The organism is Escherichia sp. TW14182 (assembly GCF_000208525.1).
Lineage (GTDB): Bacteria > Pseudomonadota > Gammaproteobacteria > Enterobacterales > Enterobacteriaceae > Escherichia > Escherichia ruysiae.
In genome coordinates this window covers 17,751-41,321 of sequence record NZ_AEJZ01000065.1, presented here as the reverse complement: position 1 = coordinate 41,321, position 23,571 = coordinate 17,751, and the positions used below count along the sequence as shown (strand labels likewise).

25 protein-coding genes and 1 pseudogene are annotated in these 23,571 nt (G+C 50.1%); 17 read left to right on the top strand and 9 right to left on the bottom strand.

Translation table 11 applies throughout. From position 1 onward, the window contains the following. From EQY_RS0106570 to sstT, 3 genes and pseudogenes are all read left to right on the top strand, one after another. Positions 1-417: pseudogene (locus EQY_RS0106570) on the top strand (gfo/Idh/MocA family oxidoreductase); the annotation flags it as partial. Between the two features lie 283 nt (positions 418-700). After that, positions 701-1,666 (top strand): TerC family membrane protein Alx, encoded by a 966-nt coding sequence (gene alx, locus EQY_RS0106565; protein WP_001098822.1) that lies wholly within the window; start codon positions 701-703, stop codon positions 1,664-1,666. A 393-nt stretch (positions 1,667-2,059) separates the two neighbouring features. Next, on the top strand, positions 2,060-3,304 hold the full coding sequence (gene sstT, locus EQY_RS0106560; RefSeq protein WP_000211391.1) for a serine/threonine transporter SstT: 1,245 nt from the start codon (positions 2,060-2,062) through the stop codon (positions 3,302-3,304). Between the two features lie 3 nt (positions 3,305-3,307). On the opposite strand, the gene EQY_RS0106555 is transcribed toward sstT, so the two are convergent. From EQY_RS0106555 to uxaC, 3 genes are all read right to left on the bottom strand, one after another. Next, on the bottom strand, positions 3,308-3,859 hold the full coding sequence (locus EQY_RS0106555; protein ID WP_000128128.1) for a YgjV family protein: 552 nt from the start codon (positions 3,857-3,859) through the stop codon (positions 3,308-3,310). 82 nt (positions 3,860-3,941) lie between these two features. Beyond that, the gene (uxaA, locus tag EQY_RS0106550) at positions 3,942-5,429 is read right to left on the bottom strand and encodes an altronate dehydratase (RefSeq protein ID WP_001199358.1); all 1,488 of its coding nucleotides are present in this window, start codon (positions 5,427-5,429) and stop codon (positions 3,942-3,944) included. A 14-nt stretch (positions 5,430-5,443) separates the two neighbouring features. Next, on the bottom strand, positions 5,444-6,856 hold the full coding sequence (gene uxaC / locus EQY_RS0106545; protein ID WP_000187442.1) for a glucuronate isomerase: 1,413 nt from the start codon (positions 6,854-6,856) through the stop codon (positions 5,444-5,446). A gap of 478 nt (positions 6,857-7,334) precedes the next feature. Between uxaC and exuT the strand changes: the two genes are divergently transcribed. Then, on the top strand, positions 7,335-8,633 hold the full coding sequence (gene exuT / locus EQY_RS0106540; protein ID WP_024165155.1) for a hexuronate transporter ExuT: 1,299 nt from the start codon (positions 7,335-7,337) through the stop codon (positions 8,631-8,633). Positions 8,634-8,710: 77 nt separating this feature from the next. Here exuT and EQY_RS0106535 read toward each other — a convergent pair whose 3' ends face one another. From EQY_RS0106535 to EQY_RS0106520, 4 genes are all read right to left on the bottom strand, one after another. Then, on the bottom strand, positions 8,711-9,796 hold the full coding sequence (locus tag EQY_RS0106535; RefSeq protein WP_024212442.1) for a CblD like pilus biogenesis initiator family protein: 1,086 nt from the start codon (positions 9,794-9,796) through the stop codon (positions 8,711-8,713). Continuing rightward, positions 9,793-12,477 (bottom strand): TcfC E-set like domain-containing protein, encoded by a 2,685-nt coding sequence (locus EQY_RS0106530; protein ID WP_000358690.1) that lies wholly within the window; start codon positions 12,475-12,477, stop codon positions 9,793-9,795. Before EQY_RS0106530 ends, EQY_RS0106535 begins: the two co-directional genes overlap by 4 nt. A 90-nt stretch (positions 12,478-12,567) precedes the next feature. Beyond that, complete coding sequence (locus EQY_RS0106525) at positions 12,568-13,068, bottom strand: CS1 type fimbrial major subunit (RefSeq protein ID WP_000708860.1); 501 nt, start codon at positions 13,066-13,068, stop codon at positions 12,568-12,570. 29 nt (positions 13,069-13,097) lie between these two features. Continuing rightward, complete coding sequence (locus tag EQY_RS0106520; protein ID WP_000225830.1) at positions 13,098-13,814, bottom strand: fimbria/pilus periplasmic chaperone; 717 nt, start codon at positions 13,812-13,814, stop codon at positions 13,098-13,100. 295 nt (positions 13,815-14,109) lie between these two features. Between EQY_RS0106520 and exuR the strand changes: the two genes are divergently transcribed. The 11 genes from exuR to EQY_RS0106470 all read left to right on the top strand — a co-directional run bounded on the left by exuR (position 14,110) and on the right by EQY_RS0106470 (position 20,197). Beyond that, entirely contained in the window at positions 14,110-14,886 is a 777-nt protein-coding gene (gene exuR, locus EQY_RS0106515; protein ID WP_000406033.1) for a transcriptional regulator ExuR, read from the top strand. A 187-nt stretch (positions 14,887-15,073) separates the two neighbouring features. Then, entirely contained in the window at positions 15,074-15,208 is a 135-nt protein-coding gene (locus tag EQY_RS27430) for a hypothetical protein (protein ID WP_432758335.1), read from the top strand. A gap of 21 nt (positions 15,209-15,229) precedes the next feature. Continuing rightward, positions 15,230-15,892 carry a DedA family general envelope maintenance protein YqjA gene (gene yqjA, locus EQY_RS0106510; protein ID WP_000422149.1) on the top strand — a complete coding sequence of 221 codons (663 nt, stop codon included), beginning with the start codon at positions 15,230-15,232 and terminating at the stop codon, positions 15,890-15,892. A 3-nt stretch (positions 15,893-15,895) separates the two neighbouring features. After that, positions 15,896-16,279, top strand: coding sequence for an EnvZ/OmpR regulon moderator MzrA (gene mzrA, locus EQY_RS0106505; protein ID WP_001166774.1), 384 nt, complete (start codon positions 15,896-15,898; stop codon positions 16,277-16,279). A gap of 146 nt (positions 16,280-16,425) precedes the next feature. Next, positions 16,426-16,794, top strand: coding sequence for a DUF1090 family protein YqjC (yqjC, locus tag EQY_RS0106500; protein WP_010346332.1), 369 nt, complete (start codon positions 16,426-16,428; stop codon positions 16,792-16,794). 37 nt (positions 16,795-16,831) lie between these two features. After that, positions 16,832-17,137, top strand: a complete 306-nt coding sequence (locus EQY_RS0106495) for an ElaB/YgaM/YqjD family protein (protein ID WP_000031409.1) — start codon at positions 16,832-16,834, stop codon at positions 17,135-17,137. A gap of 2 nt (positions 17,138-17,139) precedes the next feature. Beyond that, positions 17,140-17,544, top strand: coding sequence for a phage holin family protein (locus EQY_RS0106490; protein ID WP_000785727.1), 405 nt, complete (start codon positions 17,140-17,142; stop codon positions 17,542-17,544). Next, entirely contained in the window at positions 17,534-17,833 is a 300-nt protein-coding gene (locus EQY_RS0106485) for a YqjK-like family protein (protein ID WP_000015589.1), read from the top strand. Before EQY_RS0106490 ends, EQY_RS0106485 begins: the two co-directional genes overlap by 11 nt. 185 nt (positions 17,834-18,018) lie before the next feature. Beyond that, a complete protein-coding gene (locus tag EQY_RS0106480) occupies positions 18,019-18,411 on the top strand; it encodes a DoxX family protein (protein ID WP_000732221.1) in 393 nt (130 codons plus the stop codon). Between the two features lie 138 nt (positions 18,412-18,549). Next, on the top strand, positions 18,550-19,536 hold the full coding sequence (yqjG, locus tag EQY_RS0106475; protein WP_000531183.1) for a glutathionyl-hydroquinone reductase YqjG: 987 nt from the start codon (positions 18,550-18,552) through the stop codon (positions 19,534-19,536). Positions 19,537-19,828: 292 nt separating this feature from the next. Beyond that, positions 19,829-20,197 carry a DUF805 domain-containing protein gene (locus EQY_RS0106470; RefSeq protein ID WP_000384146.1) on the top strand — a complete coding sequence of 123 codons (369 nt, stop codon included), beginning with the start codon at positions 19,829-19,831 and terminating at the stop codon, positions 20,195-20,197. Positions 20,198-20,230: 33 nt separating this feature from the next. Here EQY_RS0106470 and yhaJ read toward each other — a convergent pair whose 3' ends face one another. Continuing rightward, positions 20,231-21,127, bottom strand: a complete 897-nt coding sequence (yhaJ, locus tag EQY_RS0106465) for a DNA-binding transcriptional regulator YhaJ (RefSeq protein WP_001041002.1) — start codon at positions 21,125-21,127, stop codon at positions 20,231-20,233. Between the two features lie 104 nt (positions 21,128-21,231). On the opposite strand from yhaJ, the gene EQY_RS0106460 reads away from it, so the two are divergent. Next, on the top strand, positions 21,232-21,933 hold the full coding sequence (locus tag EQY_RS0106460; protein WP_000633570.1) for a pirin family protein: 702 nt from the start codon (positions 21,232-21,234) through the stop codon (positions 21,931-21,933). A 22-nt stretch (positions 21,934-21,955) separates the two neighbouring features. Further along, entirely contained in the window at positions 21,956-22,120 is a 165-nt protein-coding gene (locus EQY_RS0106455; RefSeq protein ID WP_010346326.1) for a protein YhaL, read from the top strand. Positions 22,121-22,260: 140 nt separating this feature from the next. Here EQY_RS0106455 and cyuA read toward each other — a convergent pair whose 3' ends face one another. Then, positions 22,261-23,571, bottom strand: coding sequence for a cysteine desulfidase (gene cyuA / locus EQY_RS0106450; protein WP_000460496.1), 1,311 nt, complete (start codon positions 23,569-23,571; stop codon positions 22,261-22,263).

The window sequence follows — 23,571 nt, the reverse complement described above, 5'->3', positions numbered from 1 at the left end:
TTATTTGGTGAACCGAAAAGCGTGCAGGCAACCGCCAGTTTGCTGGCAAGCGGCGTGGATGCCCACGGCGTGGTGGTGATGGATTACGGTGATTTCAGCGTTACGTTGCAGCACTCAAAGGTCAGCGATTCTGTGCTGGCAAGCGAGATTCAGGGCGAAGCGGGATCGCTGGTGATTGAAAAACTTTCTGAATGCCAGAAAGTCTGCTTTGTGCCACGCGGCAGCCAGATGCAGGATCTCACCCAACCGCAGCATATTAATACCATGCTCTACGAAGCAGAGCTGTTCGCTACCCTGGTGGATGAGCATCTGGTGGATCATCCAGGGCTGGCGGTCAGTCGCATCACTGCCAAACTGCTGACCGAGATCCGCCGCCAGACTGGAGTTGTTTTTCCTGCCGATAGCGTAAATCTATAATTGTTACCGTAAAGCAGTGTAAAAGGCATGTAACAGACCATTGACTGGCTGAATGGTCTGTCATACTTTGTTACCTGCAAAGGGGAGTAACTTCATTGCCGGTCGATCGTCATTACGATGTGTGAAAAAACACATCCGGTCACCGGGCAACCCGAAAGGAATACGCAGACGTATTCCTTTTTTGTTGTAAGTGAGACCTTGCCGGAAGGCGAGGTCTATGCATAAAAAGCAGCGGCTGACGTCTTCCGACGTTGGCCGTTTTTTTTATGTGTAAGGAACTTCTATGAATACTGTCGGCACGCCGTTGCTATGGGGCGGATTCGCTGTTGTTGTCGCCATTATGCTGGCTATCGACCTGTTGTTGCAGGGGCGTCGTGGGGCACATGCCATGACCATGAAACAGGCTGCGGCCTGGTCGCTGGTCTGGGTGACGCTGTCGTTACTCTTTAACGCCGCTTTCTGGTGGTATCTGGTGCAGACACAGGGGCGCGAAGTCGCTGACCCGCAGGCGCTGGCCTTCCTCACGGGTTATCTGATTGAGAAATCGCTGGCGGTCGATAACGTCTTCGTCTGGTTAATGTTGTTCAGCTATTTCTCTGTTCCGGCGGCATTACAGCGCCGCGTGCTGGTGTATGGCGTGCTCGGGGCGATTGTTCTGCGTACCGTCATGATCTTCACCGGTAGCTGGCTGATTTCGCAGTTCGACTGGATCCTATATATCTTCGGTGCATTCCTGCTGTTTACCGGCGTGAAGATGGCGCTGGCTCATGAAGATGAATCAGGAATCGGCGACAAGCCGCTGGTGCGCTGGCTGCGCGGTCATTTGCGCATGACCGATACCATCGACAACGAGCATTTCTTTGTGCGTAAGAATGGCTTGTTGTACGCCACACCGCTGATGCTGGTGCTGATTCTGGTGGAATTGAGCGATGTGATTTTCGCCGTGGATAGCATTCCGGCTATCTTCGCTGTTACCACCGATCCGTTTATTGTGCTGACCTCAAACCTGTTTGCGATCCTCGGCCTGCGTGCGATGTATTTCCTGCTGGCAGGCGTAGCAGAACGTTTCTCGATGCTCAAATATGGTCTGGCGGTGATTCTGGTGTTTATCGGTATCAAGATGCTGATTGTCGACTTCTACCATATTCCGATCGCCGTCTCGCTGGGCGTGGTGTTTGGCATTCTGGTGATGACGTTTATTATCAACGCCTGGGTGAATTATCGGCATGATAAGCAGCGGGTAGAATGATTTTTAATCTGCCTGAGCCGTGTACCCTGTCATCAACATGAGCACCGTTTTCTCCCTCTCCCTTCCAGGGAGAGGGTCGGGGTGAGGGTAATTTTTCGCACCAATGCTGGCCTGTTCCCCTCACCCTCTCCCCAAAAGGGGCGAGGGGACTGACCGGGTACTTTTTTGACGTTGTCATCAGTCTGGAAGCCGCACGTTGGGCTTTATTTTTATGTCAAATAAATGTAACCATTAAGTTGCAAAACATGACCTCCCTTTAAAATCCAGCATTTTTCGCTTCCCGAAGCTGTAACTTTCCTTATACTCGACCTTGCAAACACTTTGTTACATCCTGAAAGATGCGTCGAAAGAACGTACCAGGGATGTACGACAACACAATGAAAGGATCGAAAAATGACTACGCAACATTCACCGGGGCTATTCCGGCGTCTGGCTCATGGCAGCCTGGTAAAACAAATCCTGGTCGGCCTTGTTCTGGGGATTATTCTGGCATGGATCTCAAAACCGGCGGCTGAAGCTGTTGGTCTGTTAGGCACTTTATTTGTTGGCGCCCTGAAAGCCGTAGCACCCATCCTGGTGCTGATGTTGGTGATGGCTTCCATCGCTAACCACCAACACGGGCAGAAAACCAATATCCGCCCTATTCTGTTCCTCTATCTGCTGGGTACTTTCTCCGCCGCACTGGCCGCAGTCGTTTTCAGCTTCGCCTTCCCTTCTACCCTGCATTTATCCAGTAGCGCAGGCGATATTTCGCCGCCGTCAGGTATTGTGGAAGTGATGCGCGGACTGGTAATGAGCATGGTTTCCAACCCCATCGACGCGCTGTTGAAAGGTAATTACATCGGGATTCTGGTGTGGGCTATTGGCCTCGGTTTCGCGCTGCGTCACGGTAACGAAACCACCAAAAACCTGGTCAATGATATGTCGAATGCCGTCACCTTTATGGTGAAACTGGTGATTCGCTTCGCACCAATCGGTATTTTTGGTCTGGTTTCTTCTACCCTGGCAACTACCGGTTTCTCCACACTGTGGGGCTACGCGCAACTGCTGGTCGTGCTGGTTGGCTGTATGTTGCTGGTGGCGCTGGTGGTTAACCCACTGCTGGTGTGGTGGAAAATTCGTCGTAACCCGTTCCCGCTGGTGCTGCTGTGCCTGCGCGAAAGCGGCGTGTACGCCTTCTTCACCCGCAGCTCTGCGGCGAACATTCCGGTGAATATGGCGCTGTGCGAAAAGCTGAATCTGGATCGCGATACCTATTCCGTTTCTATTCCGCTGGGAGCCACCATCAATATGGCGGGCGCAGCAATCACCATTACGGTGTTGACGCTTGCTGCGGTTAATACGCTGGGTATTCCGGTCGATCTGCCTACGGCGCTGCTGCTGAGCGTGGTTGCTTCCCTATGTGCCTGTGGCGCCTCCGGCGTGGCGGGGGGTTCTCTGCTGCTGATCCCACTGGCCTGTAATATGTTCGGTATTTCGAACGATATCGCCATGCAGGTGGTTGCCGTCGGCTTTATCATCGGCGTGTTGCAGGACTCTTGCGAAACCGCACTGAACTCTTCAACTGACGTGCTGTTCACTGCGGCTGTTTGCCAGGCAGAAGACGAGCGTCTGGCAAATAGCGCCCTGCGTAATTAATGTTTAACCCCTTTCGTCAACGGCGGAAGGGGTTTTCTCTACTTTAAATGGATCAATTCCCCTTTTCTGCATCCGCCAGAAACGAATGATATTCAGGCCATTCATTAGCAGAAAACTGCCCTCAATCATCGTGCCGCCAATCGACCCCGCCCAGAAGTTGTGAATCACCCAGCAACACGTTGAAAACCACATTACGCAGCGCATGGTCAGCCCTTTACAGCGGAACAGCGCCCAGGTACTGACAATCGTGCCAATAACCGGCAATAGTTCAACAGGATGATGGAACTTCGCCAGGCCGATTCCGCCAGTCAGCACAATAAATATCGCCATTACCCATAAGCTGCGCGTGCGTAAGGTAATCAACGTACGAATAGCATTAAGGATGGCACTGGCACCGGCAGGATAAGTGCCCAGGAGGAAAAAATGCACGCCAATAACGGCGCTATAGACCGAAAGCTGCTTTTTGAAGTGACGTTCGTCACGGTTAAAAAATGTAGTGATACCAATCAGAAAGGCGATGACACCCACGCCCTGGGCCAGCCAATACGCGGTCATGATAAATCCTTAACAGGTATGGAAAAGCAAACGGCGCTTCACATTATGAAACGCCGTTTTTTATTAACAACTCATTTCGACTTTATAGCGTTACGCCGCTTTTGAAGATCGCCAGTTCGCGGAAGTCGTTACGCTCGTTGCAAGTTTGCTTACCGTTGGCAAACTCAACGATGGTATCGATAAATTCTTCCAGCAACTGCGGCATCGCTTTTCCGTGAATCAACTGACCCGCGTCAAAGTCGATCCAGTGTTTTTTCTTCGCCGCCAGTTCACTGTTAGTGGCAATTTTCACCGTCGGCACAAAACCACCATACGGCGTACCGCGACCGGTACTGAACAGCACCATGTGACAGCCAGCGCCTGCCAGGGCGCTGGTCGCTACGGCATCGTTACCCGGCGCACTTAACAAGTTCAGCCCCGGCGTTTTCAGACGCTCGCCGTAACGCAGCACGTCAACCACTTCGCTGGAACCCGCTTTCTGAGTACAACCAAGTGATTTATCTTCCAGCGTGGTGATACCGCCCGCTTTGTTCCCCGGTGATGGGTTTTCGTAAATGGGCTGGTCATGAGCAATAAAGTACTGTTTGAAATCGTTGACCATGGTGACCAATTTTTCAAACGTTGCTTCGTCGCGGCAATGATCCATCAGCAACTGCTCTGCGCCAAACATCTCCGGCACTTCGGTCAGTACGGTAGTACCGCCGTTAGCAATCACGTAGTCAGAAAAACGCCCCAGCATCGGGTTAGCAGTAATACCAGAAAGACCGTCAGAACCGCCGCACTCCAGACCAAACTTCAGTTCGCTGAGTTTGCCTGGCTCGCGTTTATCGTTGCGCATCACGTTATACAGCTGATGCAAATGCTCGATCCCGGCTTCGATTTCATCGTCCTGCTGCTGGCAGATCATGAAATGGACACGTTCAGGATCGATGTCCCCCAGCGTTTCACGGAAGACATCGACCTGATTGTTTTCACAGCCCAGACCAATCACCAGCACCGCACCTGCATTCGGGTGGCGCACCATGTTTTGCAGCATAGTGCGGGTATTGATGTGATCGTCACCCAGTTGTGAGCAGCCGTAGGTGTGGCTGAAGAGGAACACGCCGTCAGTACCTTCAGCGTTGTTGGTCTCTTTCAGGAAACGGTTCTGGATCTGCCGCGCGATGCCGTTGACACAGCCCACGGTTGGCAGGATCCACAGCTCGTTACGCACCCCGACATCGCCGTTAGCGCGACGATAGATCTGCACTTCACGATCTGCCGCTTGTGCTGGCAGATCGTGAAAATCAGGTTGATAGCGATACTGATCCAGATCGCTCAGATTCGTGCGCGTATTGTGGGCGTGAACGTGTTCCCCCGCCGCAATATCCGCCAGTGCATAACCAATCGGCAGGCCATATTTGATGACGTTGGCCCCTTTTGCGATATCCGTTAACGCAAATTTATGTCCACGAGCAACATCCTGGCGCAGCGTAACGGTTTGGTTATCGACACTGACTTCTGTGCCTTCAGCCAAATCTGCTAAAGCAACCGCGACGTTATCCAGTGCATGGATCTTGATGTATTGCATATCAACCCCAGACCTTAGTTCAGTTCAATGGCGAAATAGTCACGCGCATTGTTAAAGCAAATGTTTTTCACCATCTCGCCCAGCAGGTTGATGTCCGCCGGTGCTTCGCCCGCTTCCACCCAGCGACCGATCATCTGGCACAGAATGCGGCGGAAGTATTCGTGACGGGTGTATGACAGGAAGCTACGGCTGTCAGTCAGCATACCGACAAAGCGGCTCAGCAGACCGAGCTGCGCCAGTTGGGTCATCTGACGTTCCATACCGTCTTTCTGGTCGTTAAACCACCAGCCGGAACCGAACTGCATTTTGCCCGGCATACCTTCGCCCTGGAAGTTACCGATCATGGTGCCCAGCACTTCGTTATCGCGCGGGTTCAGGCAGTAGAGAATGGTTTTCGGTAGCAGGTTTTCTTCGTTCTGTTTGCTCAGCAGTTTAGACAGCTCTTCTGCCATCGGACGGTCGTTGATGGAGTCAAAACCAACATCCGGCCCCAGCAGTTTGAACTGACGCAGGTTGTTATTACGCAGAGCGCCGATGTGGTACTGCTGCACCCAACCGCGACGTGCGTATTCGGCACCAAGGAACACCAGCACCGCAGTTTTAAACTGTGCCACTTCGTGCTCACTCAGGGTTTCGCCTGCCAGGCGGCGTGCCAGAATGCTGTCCAGTTCCGCTTCGTTCGCTTCAGCAAACATCACCACATCCAGCGCGTGGTCAGACACTTTACAGCCGTGAGCGGCGAAGTGATCCAGACGTTTGGTCAGGGCGGTTTGCAGGTCTGCAAAGCGGCGAATGTCGGTATCAGAAACTTCACCCAGCTTCGCCATATAGTCGTTAAAGGTCGCCTGTTCGATGTTGAAGGCTTTATCCGGACGCCAGCTCGGAAGCACTTTAATGGTGAAAGAGCCGTCTTTGGCGATCTCTGCGTGATGCTCCAGAGAATCGATCGGGTCATCGGTGGTGCCGACCATTTTCACGTTCATCTGCTGCATGATGCCGCGCGCGGAGAAGTTATCCTGCGCCAGCAGTTCGTTACATTCGTTCCAGATTTCATCGGCAGTCGACGGAGACAGCAGTTTGCCCGTGATACCGAATGGACGACGCAGTTCGAGGTGCGTCCAGTGGTATAACGGGTTGCCGATAGTGTGCGGAACGGTCGCCGCCCAGGCGTCAAACTTTTCACGGTCAGAGGCATCACCGGTACACAGGCGTTCAGCTACACCATTGGTGCGCATTGCACGCCATTTGTAGTGATCGCCTTTCAGCCAGATGTCATACAAATTCTTAAAGCGATAGTCTTCTGCAATCTGCTGCGGCGGCAAATGGCAGTGGTAGTCGAAAATCGGCTGGTCTTTTGCGTAGTCGTGATACAGACGGCGGGCAAATTCAGTATCTAACAGGAAATCTTCAGTCATAAACGGAGTCATTATCGTCTTCCTCTTAACGAGTGAGCTAGCTTGCTTATGGTGCGATGCTGACAAAGTTATCACACCAATTTCCAGAGCCAGAAGATATTTTCGTGAGTTAGATCAATAAACGTAGTTAAAAAAATTACTCTCAAAGTGGTAAATATCGCTGCAAGCCGCGCCGTTACTGGCCTCGCTATCATCGTGTAATGTCCCTACAAATATTCGCACATTTGTGATGGCTCTCACCTTTTAAAGTTGTATGACAAGTTATCTTTTTGCCGTCGCAAATAATAAGTCGACGGAATGCAAATTGCCGATTCATTCTCTGGATGGATTGGATTGACCGGTACGGAAGCCGAATTAGCACGAAACTTTCATGGCAACGTTCGGGGCGTGCCGGTTTTTTTTCGGTTACCCGGTCGTAAGTAACATCTTCAGCCTCTGGCGGGATGATGGCCGCGATTACTGCGGATATAACAAAACGATGAGGTTTTACATGCGTAAAATTAAAGGGTTACGTTGGTATATGATCGCACTGGTGACGCTCGGCACCGTGCTCGGTTACCTGACGCGTAACACTGTGGCGGCAGCTGCGCCAACTCTGATGGAAGAGTTAAACATCTCCACCCAACAGTATTCCTACATCATCGCAGCTTATTCTGCTGCTTATACGGTCATGCAACCGGTAGCGGGTTATGTACTGGATGTTCTGGGTACAAAAATCGGTTACGCGATGTTTGCCGTGTTGTGGGCTGTGTTCTGTGGCGCTACCGCGCTGGCAGGTAGCTGGGGCGGCCTGGCGATTGCTCGTGGTGCGGTAGGTGCTGCTGAAGCAGCAATGATCCCAGCGGGTCTGAAAGCCAGTTCCGAATGGTTCCCGGCGAAAGAGCGTTCCATCGCAGTAGGTTACTTTAACGTTGGTTCTTCAATTGGTGCGATGATTGCACCGCCGCTGGTGGTATGGGCAATTGTGATGCATAGCTGGCAGATGGCATTTATCATCTCCGGTGCGCTGAGCTTTATCTGGGCGATGGCATGGCTGATTTTCTATAAACACCCGCGCGACCAGAAACATCTGACTGATGAAGAACGCGAATACATTATTAACGGTCAGGAAGCCCAGCACCAGGTTGGCACGGCGAAGAAAATGTCCGTTGGTCAGATCCTGCGTAACCGTCAGTTCTGGGGTATCGCGCTGCCGCGTTTCCTGGCTGAACCGGCGTGGGGGACTTTCAACGCGTGGATCCCACTGTTCATGTTTAAAGTTTACGGCTTTAACCTGAAAGAGATCGCGATGTTCGCCTGGATGCCGATGCTGTTTGCTGACCTCGGTTGTATCCTCGGTGGTTACCTGCCGCCGCTGTTCCAGCGTTGGTTTGGCGTGAACCTGATCGTCTCCCGTAAGATGGTAGTCACGCTGGGTGCGGTGCTGATGATTGGCCCAGGTATGATCGGTCTGTTCACCAATCCATATGTGGCGATTATGCTGCTGTGTATCGGTGGTTTTGCTCACCAGGCACTGTCTGGCGCACTGATTACGCTCTCTTCTGACGTGTTCGGTCGTAACGAAGTGGCAACGGCAAACGGTCTGACCGGGATGTCCGCATGGCTGGCAAGTACGCTGTTTGCCTTGGTTGTTGGTGCTCTGGCTGACACCATCGGCTTCAGCCCGCTGTTCGCAGTGCTGGCAGTGTTCGACCTGTTAGGCGCGCTGGTTATCTGGACGGTATTGCAGAACAAACCGGCGATTGAGGTGGCGCAGGAAACACATAACGATCCCGCCCCGCAACATTAACGCTTAGCGTGAGTTTTAATGTCGAAGCCGCCTGTTCAGGCGGCTTCGTTGTTTATGCGTTTGTCCGGCCTGGAGGGTTAATTGATGGTTGGTAGAGATGGAGTAAAAATTACCGATAGTTTCCCCATGTAATACCCTGCCTGTTTATCCATCACGCTAAATTTATCGACCGCCAGGGTTAATGGCGTCGGCACACACATGACAGCGTAACGAATTCCTGGCAGCACAACCGGACGAACGCGCTTCAGGTTGATGCTGTTCCAGACCATATTTTCATTGTTGCGAACATCAATTTGCCCGCCCGTTTCCGGGTTATACATTTTTACCCGGTAATCAATGCGTTCTGAGGCATCTGTCGATGTTCCTCCCTGACGATAAATCGAGAAGTCGCCATCTCTTCGCCCGGCAGCCGGGCGACCTTCATCTTTAAGCTGGATTTCATAACTGATGGCGTTGCCGTTAAAACCATCGTACAGGCACATATCCAGCGTGGTCAGATCCTGAGCATAGTTACTGCCATTGACGCTCCCCGTCGGGTGTAGATCCAACTGTACCCGTGGCGTGGCGTGGGCAAACTCCGGAAAGAAGATATCGATATGGTTGGGATCGAGCGTATTAAGCGTGATATCCGCAAAATAATCTGCTCCAGGGTAGGTAAAATGCATTTTAACGGAACCTTCCCAGACGCCACCAATCGGTAATTTTTTCATTTCTGCTTGCTCAAGATAGAGCGTTAACAGTTTTACATTGGCATTATAAGCACCGCTATTAGCTATACATCGACGAGTAGTTGTACTATCTAAAGGGAATTGCGCCGACCAGCCATCACAGTCCCCTCCGGGATTGCGGACCACAAAATTCGTATATCCTTTAAGGTTAACTGGCCAACGCATACCACTGCGCTTTTCTGTCATATAAATTTTCACGTTTGAATAATTACCAGATGGTGTACAAATCTGCTGTCGATCAGGAAAATTGCACTGATAACTTGACCATGCGGTGTCGTAGTTTATAGCAGGGGGTTCTTCCTTGTTCCAGATGTAATAATCTGCCCTACCGACTGCCAAATCATAAGTAATTTCAGCCGTAACGTTGGGCGATGCCTGAACACCTGCAACCGAGCCCAAAAAGCAAAATAGTATGGCAATCAATCGCTTTCTCATGGTGCAACCTCCCTTTGCGCCGTTTGTACGCTCTCACGTAATTTAGGCTGTTTTAACTGCGCCTGAACCTGAATCGACTCTGGCAATTGCGAATAACTCACGACGCTACAAGTCACATCGCCGCTGTAACGAATGCTGGCGCGTTTCTTCACAACAGTCAGCGGACATTTAAGGAATTCGTGTCCGGAAAGCAGATACAATTCTTTATCATTGCCGCTAATTTCCAGCGTAAATCCGCCATCTTCAGCCACCAATAACATGGTGCTGTTCAGACCAATCAGCGGGAATTTCTCTACTGATGCTGGCAATAACAAGCGACCAATATAGTTGTAGTTAAAGCTGGCAGTGACTTCGCGATAACGTAACTTACCGGGCAGCAACATTAATTCCCGGTTTCCCGCGCCATTGATAATATTGGTTGTTCCCTGCTGGTTGCCCTGGTTGCTGTCCCTGACGTCAACAAAGCCCGACTGGAATCCAGCATAGGGGAACAACACACTGTCACTTTGACCAAGTTGCAGAGTTCTGCTGCCCGCAACCCGAGCTTCGAATTGCAGATCCTGGCTCTCTTCATCCTGTTCAGTAAATCCTTTTACATCGACTAATACAGCGCCGAGCAGATCATCTGTTCCACTGGCTCCCAGATTAATTCCGTAACGACTCACCGCCAGTGTGGAACTGTAAGACCCTGTAAAGGCAGAAAGATGATCATGGTTCTTGCGATCGTAACTGTCTGATACAGTTCCGTTGAGATTACCGTACTGCCCTTCCCAGCGACCGTTAACCGCGCTGTTTATGGTATCGGTGTTCAGACCACCGACGGTCACGCCAAGTTCTTTATGGCTGAATGAATCGTTATAAAAGGTATGCGATAACTGCCATGAAGTTTGGTCGCCATCCTGATCGCTATAGCGATAGTCAGTCGAAACATTGGTTGAGTGACTGTTATTATTGCTGTCCATCGTTGGTGTATCAGATAACGAAAACGATAAGTACAATCCGTTGTCGTCGTTATCTCCGCCGTTGTCGTTACGATGGAAAACCCCGACAGAAGTGCTCAAAATCCAGTCACGCATTACAAAAGCGCGAGACGCGCTAAGCTGTACGGTTTCAGAAATACTTTGCGCAGAAGTCTGGCGAAGATAGTTATTTTCAAAACTCTGCTGTTTGTCCCAGCGTAAGCTGTCGTCGGTGTTATTTTGCGTGCGGGTATAACCCAGCATCATGTTCCAGCCGATAAGATTCTGTGAAATCGTAGCGGATATGCTTTCATAACAGCTTAAGGCGTTGTAGCTATCTCTGCTGTCGGTTGTACAAGCATCTCCGTCGGAGTTGGTACGATAAAAGCCCAGCGTCGGCCATCCCGAATTACTCCAGTTAACCTGCTGCATATCACCTTTGCCGCCATCGTCATTGCGGAACAGACTGGCACCTATGGCAAGATTCCCCACCCCGCCTAAATCCGCCGTCCAGTTATTACCTAACTCGAAAGCATTCACATCATCGGCATTCGCCAGCCCTGCGTAGAGCTCATATTGTGGATGTAACGGCAGGCGAAAACCCAGTTGATAAGCTGAACTTTCGTCATCGGCAGCCTGGGAGGTGGTTTTACCGGCCTGTAAGAACCACTGCGCATTTCCGTCCGTCAGCCCCCCTGTTTTGGTAAAAGGGACAAGTTCAGTGCGGGTGAGTTGGTTGTTCTCATAAACTTTTAACGCCACGCTGTAGCTGCCTGGCGGAAAGGAACCAGTATCAATAAATTGCGAACCACTATTGAGATAAAACGATCCCAGAAGTTGTTCATTACGATAAGCGTCAACACGAGAATTGCGCGAAAGCAGGACCATTACTGGCGTTCCTTGCTGACTCTGCGCCTGGTTTAAATAACTGAGTGTTGACCCGATACGCATTCCATCGATTGCACCGAGTGGCAGAAAGTTAAAAGTAAAATTCCCGCCTTGTGCATTAAATAGCGTGCGGTTGTCCATTCGCCCCGCCTGCACATAATAACGACGTAAAAAATCATAACGATAATAGAGATCGCTGACATCAGCATTATTATCGCTGACATCTTCTGCCTCATAGCCATTGAAATTCCAGTGCCCGCCAATATAACTATTCTCTGTGACACCCAGCGCACCATTGCCCTGAATGGAGAACGATTGGTAATCATCCTGCACCAGCACGTTAATATCCTGCTGATGAATAAATGCATTAATCGCGTTTCTGTCTGGATTTAAATATAGCGATTTTGAATTTAACGAAGAACTCCATTGGGGATTCAGAAAGAGGGTGGCGGAACTCTCTTCATCATTAAAAATAATGTCAACAGAATCGGTATTGAGAAAGCCACATCCTGAATCGGTCTGCGCAAAACCACAAGCCAGTTCACCATGACGCGCCAGTGGTTGTGCCAGTCTCGCTTTTACGGCTTGAGTGATTTTTTGGTCTTTGGTATCCAGCTCCAGCTTATTATATAAACTTGCTGAATCCAGAAATGTTACCGCATCAAGATTAACCATTGCATAATATTTACCGAGACTTTTCCCGGCATAATAGACTTCAATATACTCCTGCTGTCCCTGTGCAATAACCTCAAACCCAGCGGGAATTTTAGTTAATGCTGCCTTTGCCGGGCTGAGACTCGCCAGGATCAAAAGAGCCAGTAATTTTTTATCCATGGCAACCCTGAAATCCATAATAACGACTAAAATAGTTAAAATAAGGGAGGACAAGCCCCCCTTTATTACGTATTAATTCTGTTATCCGGATTAGATATCCTGGGACAGATAGATGCTTACCACGCCACGGTAAATACCGGTTTCCAGTACACCTTTGGTGGTCTGAGCAAACATCAGGTTTTTAGCCAAAGAACCGTTGGTTAAAGCATCGGAAGCAAAAATTTTGGTTGCTTCAAAAGTGGTAGCGGCATCGGACTTGATTTCAGTACCACCCCAGGTCACAGTCAGCGGAACAGTTTTGCTGCCGTCCAGGTTATGAACCAGTTGCGCAGGGGAAACCAACTGCATTTTAATGTCTTTAGTCACATCGTTAGACCAAATTTTAGTCATCAACTGATAAGATTGCAGACCCTGACCCGGCAGATATTGCATTTCAACTGCTTTCGGCAGTGCGCTGTTATCGGTTTGCGTCATATCCAGAGCGGCATCAACGTTAGCTGTTACAGTAATATCTTTTTGTACTGCTAACGCGGAGCCTGCTACAGAGAATAACGCTGCTACCAGAAGAGATTTTGCAAATGCCTTTTTCATTACTATTCCTTCGTTTATGACAATGATAATTAATGGATCGCCAGCTCAAACTCGCCATTATCCTTAGTGATCCAGTTATTATATTTGACAACGATCTTGTCGTAGCCAGATATGCTTTCAAGATTTATTTCCTGACCAGGGAAGATATTTTTATTTACGGTCTGCATCTTACAATTATCTTTGCTATTATTTTTGCAATAAGCGATCGTTAAAAGTTTTAAACGTTGATTCCCTGCATTAAATAATTTTTTGGCAGGATTTACTTCTAACTTAGCAATAGGTTGTTGGGGTGGAACACTAACAACAATCCCCCAAATCAAGTTAACTGTTAACTGCATAGAGAGATCTTTTTTATCTGTGGCAACGTCATCAATACTGGGAACTGCTTCAAATTTAACGCGGTAATTTTTCTCTTTTTGCTCTGGTTCCATTGCGACAAAGCGCACGGTTTTGCTGCTACCGGCTGGTAAGGCGAATTTGGGTGGCATAACGACCAGATGATTTGCATCACCGGATTTAATCTCAACTTCATTTTCCTGAGGCGTCGATGGATTATCGATACGGAATACTGTCGCCTTGATATACTGAACTTCATTACTTTTAGATATTACACGAACGTTGCCTTCACCCTGACTATTAATAGAAACAGCCATAGGATAAACAGTCATATTTGACTGTGCAAAAAAAGGAGCGAACACGAATAAAAGCGGCGTAAGCCGTGATAAGAGTTTAATTTTCGCCACCATATAGAATTAATCTTACAAAATTGTTTCAAAAAAGTTAGTGCATTAGAAATGTAGATTTATTGTAAGTCAATATAAAAAAGCATTTTTAGTTAATATTAATTTAAAAAGCGAAAAATTAAGTTACTGAAACATAGTAATTTTCACAATATCGACGCTTAATTTTTAGGAATTTATAAATATTCACAATGTTAATTAAATACATTATTTCAATCACCATATCTATATATGAACAATGGCATACCCATAAATAAAGTGGTATGATAACTTTGTCCGCATTCCATTCCGGGAGACGCATATGGAAATCTCTGAACCACGCCGTTTGTACCAACAACTTGCTGCTGACCTGAAAGAGCGCATTGAGCAGGGCGTCTATCTGGTGGGTGATAAACTGCCCGCCGAACGTTTTATTGCCGATGAAAAAAACGTCAGCCGAACGGTAGTTCGTGAAGCCATCATCATGCTGGAAGTTGAAGGCTATGTGGAGGTGCGTAAAGGTTCAGGTATTCACGTGGTTTCCAACCAGCCGCGCCATCAGCAGGCGGCTGACGATAATATGGAATTTGCCAATTACGGCCCGTTTGAACTGCTACAGGCTCGCCAGCTTATCGAGAGCAATATTGCCGAGTTTGCCGCAACCCAGGTGACCAAACAGGACATCATGAAATTGATGGCCATCCAGGAGCAGGCTCGCGGTGAACAATGCTTCCGCGATTCCGAGTGGGATTTGCAGTTCCATATTCAGGTTGCCCTGGCGACGCAGAACTCAGCCCTGGCAGCCATCGTTGAGAAGATGTGGACCCAGCGTAGCCATAACCCGTACTGGAAAAAACTCCACGAACACATTGATTCCCGTACCGTCGATAACTGGTGTGATGACCACGATCAGATCCTTAAGGCGTTAATTCGCAAAGATCCCCATGCCGCTAAGCTGGCAATGTGGCAGCATCTGGAAAACACCAAGATAATGTTATTTAACGAAACCAGCGACGATTTCGAGTTCAACGCCGACCGTTACCTGTTCGCAGAAAACCCGGTTGTGCATCTGGATACGGCCGCCAGCGGCAGCAAATGAAATTCCCATCGGGCAGGCGCTACAACGCGCCTGTACGCTTTGTCAGTAAGCAAAAAGTATAAAGTGTCAGCCTGTGTAAATCCTCTCGCCACCCTCCCCTGCAATCAGCAAAATCAGACTCCACGGACATGTAATTTTGATAACGAACAACGTTGACCTTTGTTACAATTAGATTCAATTTGAATTTATGCTATTAAATGTTTTCTTATCTCACGTTTTAACAGGGAATAGTTCAGGCCGTGTTGGTGCTCCGACCCGCAATCCATACAAAAACAGCAATAATCTGGCGGGAGTGCATCATTTAAAACCGGCGTGGCGTTAACCGATTCACCAGGAATAATGAATGGAACTTTTGACCCAATTACTGCAGGCCCTGTGGGCGCAGGATTTTGAAACGCTGGCCAATCCGTCGATGATTGGCATGTTGTATTTTGTCTTGTTTGTAATTTTGTTCCTTGAAAACGGCTTGCTTCCGGCAGCCTTTTTACCGGGCGACAGCTTACTGGTGTTGGTCGGCGTATTGATTGCTAAAGGCGCGATGGGTTATCCACAAACGATTTTGCTATTGACCGTAGCCGCCAGCCTTGGCTGCTGGGTCAGTTACATACAGGGGCGATGGCTGGGCAATACCCGCACTGTGCAAAACTGGCTTTCCCATTTACCCGCGCACTATCACCAACGCGCACACCATCTTTTTCACAAACACGGTTTATCGGCGCTATTAATTGGTCGCTTTATTGCGTTTGTCAGAACACTGCTGCCGACCATTGCCGGGTTATCAGGGCTGAATAACGCACGCTTTCAGTTCTTCAACTGGATGAGCGGTTTGTTGTGGGTGTTGATCCTGACAACCCTGGGTTACATGCTCGGCAAAACGCCGGTATTTTTGAAGTACGAGGATCAGCTAATGTCATGCCTGATGCTGCTCCCGGTGGTACTGCTGGTATTTGGCCTGGCAGGTTCTCTGGTCGTGTTATGGAAAAAGAAATATGGAAATCGGGGGTAAAGGATGCAAATACCTCGCATGTCGCTTCGCCAGCTAGTCTGGTTCGGCGCTGCTTTATTGCTGGTCGGCACGCTGTTGCTGGCCTGGTCTGCGGTTCGTCAGCAAGATTCAACGCTGGCGATCCGTGCCGTTCATCAAGGCATGACGATGCCAGACGGTTTTTCCATCTGGCATCACCTTGACGCTCACGGCATTCCTTTCAAAAGCATTACCCCCAAGAACGACACTCTGTTAATTACGTTTGACTCCAGCGACCAGAGTGCCGCCGCAAAAGCAGTCCTCGACAGAACATTGCCCCATGGCTACATCATTGCGCAGCAGGACGATAACAGTCAGGCCATGCAGTGGCTGACCCGGCTGCGGGATAATTCTCATCGCTTCGGATAACTTCCTGTTATCCGAAACATATCACTCACTTTGGTGATTTCACCGTTACTGTCTATGATTAATGAGGCGGTGGTTAACACTACCGCTTCGTTGTCTGGACAATCGTTCCTTTGTAATAGGTTCGAGTCACAATGGAAGGTTCAAGAATGAAATACCGCATTGCTTTAGCTGTTTCTCTTTTTGCTCTTAGTGCCGGTAGTTATGCCACTACCCTGTGTCAGGAAAAGGAGCAAAATATCCTTAAGGAGATCAGCTATGCCGAAAAACACCAAAACCAGAATCGTATTGACGGTCTGAATAAAGCCCTGAGTGAAGTCCGGGCCAACTGTTCAGATAGCCAGCTTCGCGCCGATCATCAGAAAAAAATCGCTAAGCAGAAAGATGAGGTGGCGGAACGCAAGCAAGATTTAGCCGAGGCGAAGCAAAAAGGCGATGCGGACAAGATTGCCAAACGCGAACGGAAACTGGCAGAAGCGCAGGAAGAGCTGAAAAAGCTGGAAGCGCGCGACTACTAATTCACAATAGTCATTACTTACTCACCTGGAGAAAACTATGTCGAAAGAACACACTACGGAACATTTGCGTGCAGAGTTGAAATCCCTGTCTGATACGCTGGAAGAAGTACTAAGCGCCTCAGGAGATAAGTCGAAAGAAGAGTTGAGTAAGATTCGTAGTAAAGCAGAGCAGGCGCTAAAACAGAGCCGCTATCGCCTGGGTGAAACTGGCGAGGCAATTGCCAAACAGACTCGTGAAGCGGCGGCGCGTGCCGATGAGTACGTGCGTGAAAATCCGTGGACGGGTGTGGGCATTGGCGCTGCAATCGGTGTAGTGCTCGGCGTTCTGCTGTCGCGTCGTTAATTATGGCGGACACTCATCACGCGCAAGGGCCCGGTAAAAGCGTTCTGGGCATCGGGCAGCGAATAGTCACCATCATGGTCGAAATGGTGGAGACACGTCTGCGGCTGGCGGTGGTGGAGCTGGAAGAGGAAAAAGCCAATCTCTTTCAACTGTTACTGATGCTGGGCCTGACGATGCTTTTCGCTGCATTTGGTCTTATGAGCCTGATGGTGCTGATTATCTGGGCGGTTGATCCGCAATATCGCCTGAATGCGATGATTGCCACCACCGTGGTGTTGCTGCTACTGGCACTGATTGGCGGTATCTGGACGTTACGCAAGTCACGGAAATCGACACTGTTGCGCCACACGCGCCATGAACTGGCGAACGATCGGCAACTGCTCGAGGAGGAGTCCCGTGAGCGGTAAAGTCGAACGTGAACGCCGCAAGGCACAACTACTTAGCCAGATCCAGCAACAACGGCTGGATCTTTCCGCCAGTCGTCGAGACTGGCTGGAAGCAACAGGCGCTTACGATCGTCGCTGGAATATACTGTTGAGTCTGCGCTCCTGGGCGCTGGTTGGCAGTAGCGTGATGGCTATCTGGACAATTCGCCATCCGAATATGCTGGTTCGCTGGGCCAGGCGCGGTTTTGGCGTATGGAGTGCCTGGCGTCTGGTTAAAACCACCCTCAAACAGCAACAGCTGCGCGGTTAACGTCTTTCTGGCCGGAGCCATTCCGGCCTTATCCCTCAAAATTTTTGAAAAAATTTGACAGTTTTCCTTGCTAACAATCACCATTCACTACGTTTATGCTTCTCTCCATCGACAGCAACGACGCTAATACCGCGTCAATGCACAAAAAAACAATCAGCAGCCTGAGCGGCGCAGTGGAGAGTAAGATGAAAAAATTAGAAGATATTGGTGTACTGGTAGCGCGTATTTTAATGCCGATTCTGTTTATTACGGCAGGCTGGGGAAAAATTACAGGCTACGCGGGTACACAACAATATATGGAAGCAATGGGCGTCCCCGGCTTTATGCTGCCGCTGGTGATTTTGCTTGAGTTTGGCGGTGGTCTGGCAATTCTGTTTGGTTTCCTGACTCGTACCACGGCGCTGTTTACCGCTGGCTTTACACTGCTGACTGCGTTTTTATTTCACAGCAATTTTGCAGAGGGCATGAACTCGCTGATGTTTATGAAAAACCTGACCATTTCTGGCGGATTCCTGCTGCTGGCAATTACGGGGCCGGGCGCATTCAGCATCGACCGCCTGCTGAATAAAAAGTGGTAAGCAGAGACTATACTTAACGATATTTGTTGGTCGGATAAGATGCGTAAGCATCGCATCCGACAATCAAAAATGTGCACTTTGCCAGCAATCTGAAACGAGGAGAAACACTCCTCGTTTTTGCTATTGGAGGAGAGAAAAATGGGTCAACTGATTGACGGCGTCTGGCATGACACCTGGTACGACACCAAATCCACCGGCGGTAAATTTCAACGTTCAGCTTCCGCATTTCGTAACTGGCTCACCGCTGACGGCGCACCAGGACCTACCGGCAAAGGCGGTTTTGCCGCAGAAAAAGATCGCTACCATCTCTATGTTTCACTCGCCTGCCCGTGGGCGCACCGCACGCTGATTATGCGTAAACTCAAAGGTCTGGAACCGTTTATCTCCGTTTCCGTGGTGAATCCGCTGATGCTGGAAAACGGCTGGACCTTCGATGACAGTTTTCCGGGTGCAACCGGTGATACGCTCTATCAACATGAGTTTCTGTATCAGCTTTATCTCCACGCCGATCCACACTATAGCGGACGTGTCACTGTTCCCGTGCTATGGGACAAAAAGAACCACACCATTGTCAGCAACGAATCGGCGGAAATCATCCGCATGTTCAATACCGCGTTTGATGCACTGGGCGCGAAAGCGGGAGATTATTATCCTCCTGCGCTGCAAACTAAAATTGACGAACTTAACGGCTGGATTTACGACACCGTCAACAATGGCGTGTATAAAGCCGGTTTTGCTACCAGCCAGGAAGCCTACGACGAGGCGGTGGTGAAAGTGTTTGAATCGCTGGCGCGACTGGAGCAGATCTTAGGTCAGCATCGCTATCTGACCGGTAACCAGTTAACCGAAGCTGATATTCGCCTGTGGACCACGCTGGTGCGTTTTGATCCGGTGTATGTCACCCACTTCAAATGTGATAAGCACCGCATCAGCGATTACCTGAATCTGTACGGCTTCCTGCGCGATATCTACCAGATGCCGGGGATTGCCGAAACTGTCAATTTTGATCACATCCGTAATCACTACTTCCGCAGCCATAAGACCATCAACCCTACGGGGATTATTTCGATTGGTCCGTGGCAGGATCTTGATGAACCGCACGGGCGGGACGTTCGCTTCGGCTAGACAAAGGCACCCTTCGTGGTGCCTCTGATTGCTGGCTAAGTGCGTGTTGTTCATGTCGGATGCGGCTTGAACGGCTTATTTGACCTAAAAATATTGTACATTCAATATATTGCAGAGAACTCACAGGCCAGATAAGCGTAGCGCATCTGGCGATTTTGCGCTTGCCATCAGTCTGAAGTTCCGTTCATTGCACCTCATTAATTCACCGTGGTGATATTTACTGCCATTTCATTCATGTCTATTCTTAATTTGCTGCTTTAAAAACAAGTGATTGAGCAAAATTGAGGCAAAAATGGACTGGTATCTGAAAGTACTAAAAAATTATGTCGGATTTCGGGGTCGTGCGCGGCGCAAAGAGTACTGGATGTTTATTCTGGTCAACATCATCTTTACGTTCGTGCTGGGACTACTGGATAAAATGTTAGGCTGGCAACGCGCCGGTGGCGAAGGCATCCTGACGACAATCTATGGCATTCTGGTGTTTTTACCGTGGTGGGCAGTTCAGTTCCGCCGCCTGCACGACACCGACCGCTCGGCGTGGTGGGTACTGCTGTTCTTAATCCCGTTTATCGGCTGGCTGATTATCATCGTCTTTAACTGCCAGGCGGGTACACCGGGTGAAAACCGCTTTGGGCCAGACCCGAAACTGGAACAGGAATAATAATTAAGCACCTTGTGAAAGGTGCTTAATCGTTTATTTTCCGGCGAACAACTTTGGAATTTCCCGCAAACACCAGGATTTCGCTTCCCCCATACTGTCACGACGCCAGGCCATAATGATATCGATCTCGCTGGTCGATTCCGGGCTAACGACACGTAGCCGTCCTTCAGCAATATCTTTTTCCACCATCGGATACGGCATAGTTGCGACACCCAGCCCCGCCAGTAACGCCTGGCGTTTATCTTCAATGGTGCTGACCGTTAAGCGCGGCTGTTTGTCCAGCAACTGCACCGTCAATACCGGACGCTCACGAGCGGTATCCGCAACCGCAATTCCGCGATATTTCACGCGCGTCACCTCAGAAAGCGGTTCCGGCTCCTGGTGAATCGGGTGATCCGGCGCGGCAACGTAGACGTTCATTAAGGTATAGAGCTTGCGCGAGTTGATCTCCGACGAGGAACGAAAATGCATATCCGGCGCGATAACTATATCTGCTCGCCCCTGCTCCAGCCGCTCCCACGCGCCCGCCAGCACTTCGGTGATAATTGCCAGTTGGGTATTGGCTTTCACCGCCAGTTTGTCGATCAAAGGGAAAAAGGCAGCCGTCGGCACCAGCGCCTCGGTCACAATGGTGAGATGCGTTTCCCAACCGCGCGCGAGGGCTTCCGCATCAGTAGTCAGTTTATCTGCCGCTTCCAGCAGAACGCGTCCTCGCTCCAGCAACATACGCCCGACATTGGTGAATTTGGTGCGATGGCCAGAGCGGTCAAACAGTACCACATCCAGCTCTTCTTCCAGTTTTTGCATGGTGTAGCTAAGCGCAGAAGGCACGCGTCCCAGCTCATCTGCTGCTGCCGCAAAACTGCCACGGCGATCGATCGCGTCCATAACACGCAGTGCTTCCAGCGTTAATGCCCTTTCTTTGGCCATGTCGTTCTCATTCAGGAAATTTGAACATACCGGGCAGAATATCTGGCTAACAATGTAGCGTCTAGCCCCTTACCATAAAAGGAAGTAAAGAGAGGTCAATAATTATGATTACTACCCGAACTGCCAGGCAGTGTGGACAAGCAGACTACGGATGGTTACAGGCCCGGTATACTTTTTCCTTTGGACACTACTTCGACCCTAAATTGTTAGGCTACGCCTCCCTGCGCGTGCTCAATCAGGAAGTGCTGGCTCCAGGAGCCGCCTTTCAGCCACGAACCTATCCAAAAGTCGATATTTTGAATGTGATTCTGGATGGAGAAGCAGAATACCGCGACAGTGAAGGCAATCATGTTCAGGCCAGCGCCGGTGAAGCCTTATTGCTTTCTACTCAGCCGGGCGTGAGTTATAGCGAACATAACATTAGCAAAGACAAACCGTTAACGCGAATGCAGCTTTGGCTGGATGCCTGCCCGCAGCGAGAGAATCCGCTGATTCAAAAACTGGCGCTTAATATGGGCAAGCAGCAATTAATCGCCTCGCCCGATGGCACAGAGGGTAGCCTGCAACTGCGCCAGCAAGTGTGGTTGCATCATATTGTGCTCGCTAAGGGCGAAAGTGCGAACTTTCAACTTCACGGCCCGCGCGCCTATTTACAATCGATTCACGGCCAATTTCATGCAATTACGCATCATGAAGAGAAAGCGGCACTGACCTGCGGTGATGGTGCATTTATTCGTGACGAGGCTAACATTACGCTGGTTGCTGATTCCCCGCTGCGCGCTTTACTGATAGATTTACCTGTCTAGTTGTTTTTACAGGGAGAAGATGATGAGTAAAAAATCGGCGAAGAAACGCCAGTCAGTGAAGCCCGTTGTGGCGAAAGAAACCACTCGCGCAACTAAAAACTTTGGCTATGAAGAGATGTTGAGCGAGCTGGAAGCGATAGTAGCCGACGCCGAAACGCGGTTAGCCGAGGATGAAGCCGCCGCATAAAGACAGGTTGCCGGATGCGGCGTAAACGCCTTATCCGGCCTACAAAACCCAGCAATATCAATAAATTGCACCACTCGTAGGCCGGATAAGATGCGCCAGCATCGCATCCGGCTTCAGGTACGATACCCAAGACTCGCCGCTTATCTGGCCTTGCTCGCCATAATCTCGATAATCTGCCGATCCGTTTGCTGCATCGAATGGCTTGCCAGCGCACACAGATTGGCAATCGACTGCTCAACATCATGCGCCACAATCCCTTCATTGCCGGTCACGGCGGTATCATCCAGCGCCATTAACACCGCTTTCCACGCTGCCGAAGCACTGGTCGAAACCTTCATCGCACAACTGTTCGACGCACCATCGCAAATCATGCCGCTGACATCGCCGATCATACTGCTGATCGCCATAGAGATCGTTTCATAACGCCCATCCACCAGCCACGCCATCCCAGCGGCAGCCCCCATTGCTGCCGTCGTCGCCGCGCACAGCGCGGATAAACGCGGCAACTGGTTATGGATGTAAATCGCGCTCAAATGCGAAAGCATCAGCGCGCGTGCCAGCCGTTCATCATCCACCCCGAAGTGTTCCGCGACCACCACTACGGGCATTGTCGCGGTGATCCCCTGGTTACCAGAACCGGAGTTACTCATCGCCGGAAGCGTTGCGCCGCCCATACGCGCATCAGATGCCGCGCTGGTACGAATCACAATCGACGAGGAGAGATCCTTCGCCAACAAACCGCGCGCACACTGTTTTTCCAGCGTTGCGCCAATATGCAGCCCCCAGTTGCCACTCAAACCTTCCTGCGATAATGCACAGTTTAACTTCGCAGAATCGAGAATAAAGCGGATCGCCTCAAACGGGACTTCATTGACGAACTTCAGGATCTCGGCGAGCGTCGTTCTGGAGAGCACCGCCAGCGGCGACTCTTGCTCCCCCTCTGTCACACATGCCTGCTGGGCAAATACCACGCCATTGTGCGTCTCAATATGCACAATGTTGGTATGTCCACCGACGATGGTGACACACGCCCACTTCTCGCCGTTCCAGACTTTGGCGCGTGAGAAGAGGATCTCGTCGCAAGGTTCCTGGATCTTAACCGAGACTTTCCCCGCCGCCAGCAATGCTTTGGCATCGGCAATCGCCTGCGCAGTTGCGTCTTTCAGCACTTCCAGCCCGGCTTTGGCATTTCCACCTAACGCTCCCAGCGCCGCCGCAATCGGCAGTCCCACCATTCCCGTGCCGGGAACAGTAACGCCCAGACCGTTCTTCATCAGATTTGGCGAAACCCAGGCTTCTACACGTTCAACCGGACCTTCCAGTTCTGCCGCAGCAACCGCCGCTGCCAGCGCCAGTGAAATAGGTTCAGTACATCCCAGCGCCGGTTTTACTTCCTCCTGAACGGCGAGGATGTAACGCTGCCATAACGGATTTAAAGTCGAATCAAACAT

What these genes read in the sequence shown, in the direction of transcription:
- EQY_RS0106520 (WP_000225830.1), bottom strand. Translation starts at nt 13,814, where the DNA reads ATGGTGGCGAAAATTAAACTCTTATCACGGCTTACGCCGCTTTTATTC.
- yqjG (WP_000531183.1), top strand. Translation starts at nt 18,550, where the DNA reads ATGGGTCAACTGATTGACGGCGTCTGGCATGACACCTGGTACGACACC.
- EQY_RS0106525 (WP_000708860.1), bottom strand. Translation starts at nt 13,068, where the DNA reads ATGAAAAAGGCATTTGCAAAATCTCTTCTGGTAGCAGCGTTATTCTCT.
- EQY_RS0106480 (WP_000732221.1), top strand. Translation starts at nt 18,019, where the DNA reads ATGAAAAAATTAGAAGATATTGGTGTACTGGTAGCGCGTATTTTAATG.
- EQY_RS0106495 (WP_000031409.1), top strand. Translation starts at nt 16,832, where the DNA reads ATGTCGAAAGAACACACTACGGAACATTTGCGTGCAGAGTTGAAATCC.
- exuT (WP_024165155.1), top strand. Translation starts at nt 7,335, where the DNA reads ATGCGTAAAATTAAAGGGTTACGTTGGTATATGATCGCACTGGTGACG.
- EQY_RS0106460 (WP_000633570.1), top strand. Translation starts at nt 21,232, where the DNA reads ATGATTACTACCCGAACTGCCAGGCAGTGTGGACAAGCAGACTACGGA.
- EQY_RS0106535 (WP_024212442.1), bottom strand. Translation starts at nt 9,796, where the DNA reads ATGAGAAAGCGATTGATTGCCATACTATTTTGCTTTTTGGGCTCGGTT.
- cyuA (WP_000460496.1), bottom strand. Translation starts at nt 23,571, where the DNA reads ATGTTTGATTCGACTTTAAATCCGTTATGGCAGCGTTACATCCTCGCC.
- yqjC (WP_010346332.1), top strand. Translation starts at nt 16,426, where the DNA reads ATGAAATACCGCATTGCTTTAGCTGTTTCTCTTTTTGCTCTTAGTGCC.
- yhaJ (WP_001041002.1), bottom strand. Translation starts at nt 21,127, where the DNA reads ATGGCCAAAGAAAGGGCATTAACGCTGGAAGCACTGCGTGTTATGGAC.
- uxaA (WP_001199358.1), bottom strand. Translation starts at nt 5,429, where the DNA reads ATGCAATACATCAAGATCCATGCACTGGATAACGTCGCGGTTGCTTTA.
- EQY_RS0106455 (WP_010346326.1), top strand. Translation starts at nt 21,956, where the DNA reads ATGAGTAAAAAATCGGCGAAGAAACGCCAGTCAGTGAAGCCCGTTGTG.
- EQY_RS0106470 (WP_000384146.1), top strand. Translation starts at nt 19,829, where the DNA reads ATGGACTGGTATCTGAAAGTACTAAAAAATTATGTCGGATTTCGGGGT.
- yqjA (WP_000422149.1), top strand. Translation starts at nt 15,230, where the DNA reads ATGGAACTTTTGACCCAATTACTGCAGGCCCTGTGGGCGCAGGATTTT.
- EQY_RS0106530 (WP_000358690.1), bottom strand. Translation starts at nt 12,477, where the DNA reads ATGGATAAAAAATTACTGGCTCTTTTGATCCTGGCGAGTCTCAGCCCG.
- uxaC (WP_000187442.1), bottom strand. Translation starts at nt 6,856, where the DNA reads ATGACTCCGTTTATGACTGAAGATTTCCTGTTAGATACTGAATTTGCC.
- exuR (WP_000406033.1), top strand. Translation starts at nt 14,110, where the DNA reads ATGGAAATCTCTGAACCACGCCGTTTGTACCAACAACTTGCTGCTGAC.
- sstT (WP_000211391.1), top strand. Translation starts at nt 2,060, where the DNA reads ATGACTACGCAACATTCACCGGGGCTATTCCGGCGTCTGGCTCATGGC.
- EQY_RS0106555 (WP_000128128.1), bottom strand. Translation starts at nt 3,859, where the DNA reads ATGACCGCGTATTGGCTGGCCCAGGGCGTGGGTGTCATCGCCTTTCTG.
- EQY_RS27430 (WP_432758335.1), top strand. Translation starts at nt 15,074, where the DNA reads ATGCTATTAAATGTTTTCTTATCTCACGTTTTAACAGGGAATAGTTCA.
- mzrA (WP_001166774.1), top strand. Translation starts at nt 15,896, where the DNA reads ATGCAAATACCTCGCATGTCGCTTCGCCAGCTAGTCTGGTTCGGCGCT.
- EQY_RS0106490 (WP_000785727.1), top strand. Translation starts at nt 17,140, where the DNA reads ATGGCGGACACTCATCACGCGCAAGGGCCCGGTAAAAGCGTTCTGGGC.
- alx (WP_001098822.1), top strand. Translation starts at nt 701, where the DNA reads ATGAATACTGTCGGCACGCCGTTGCTATGGGGCGGATTCGCTGTTGTT.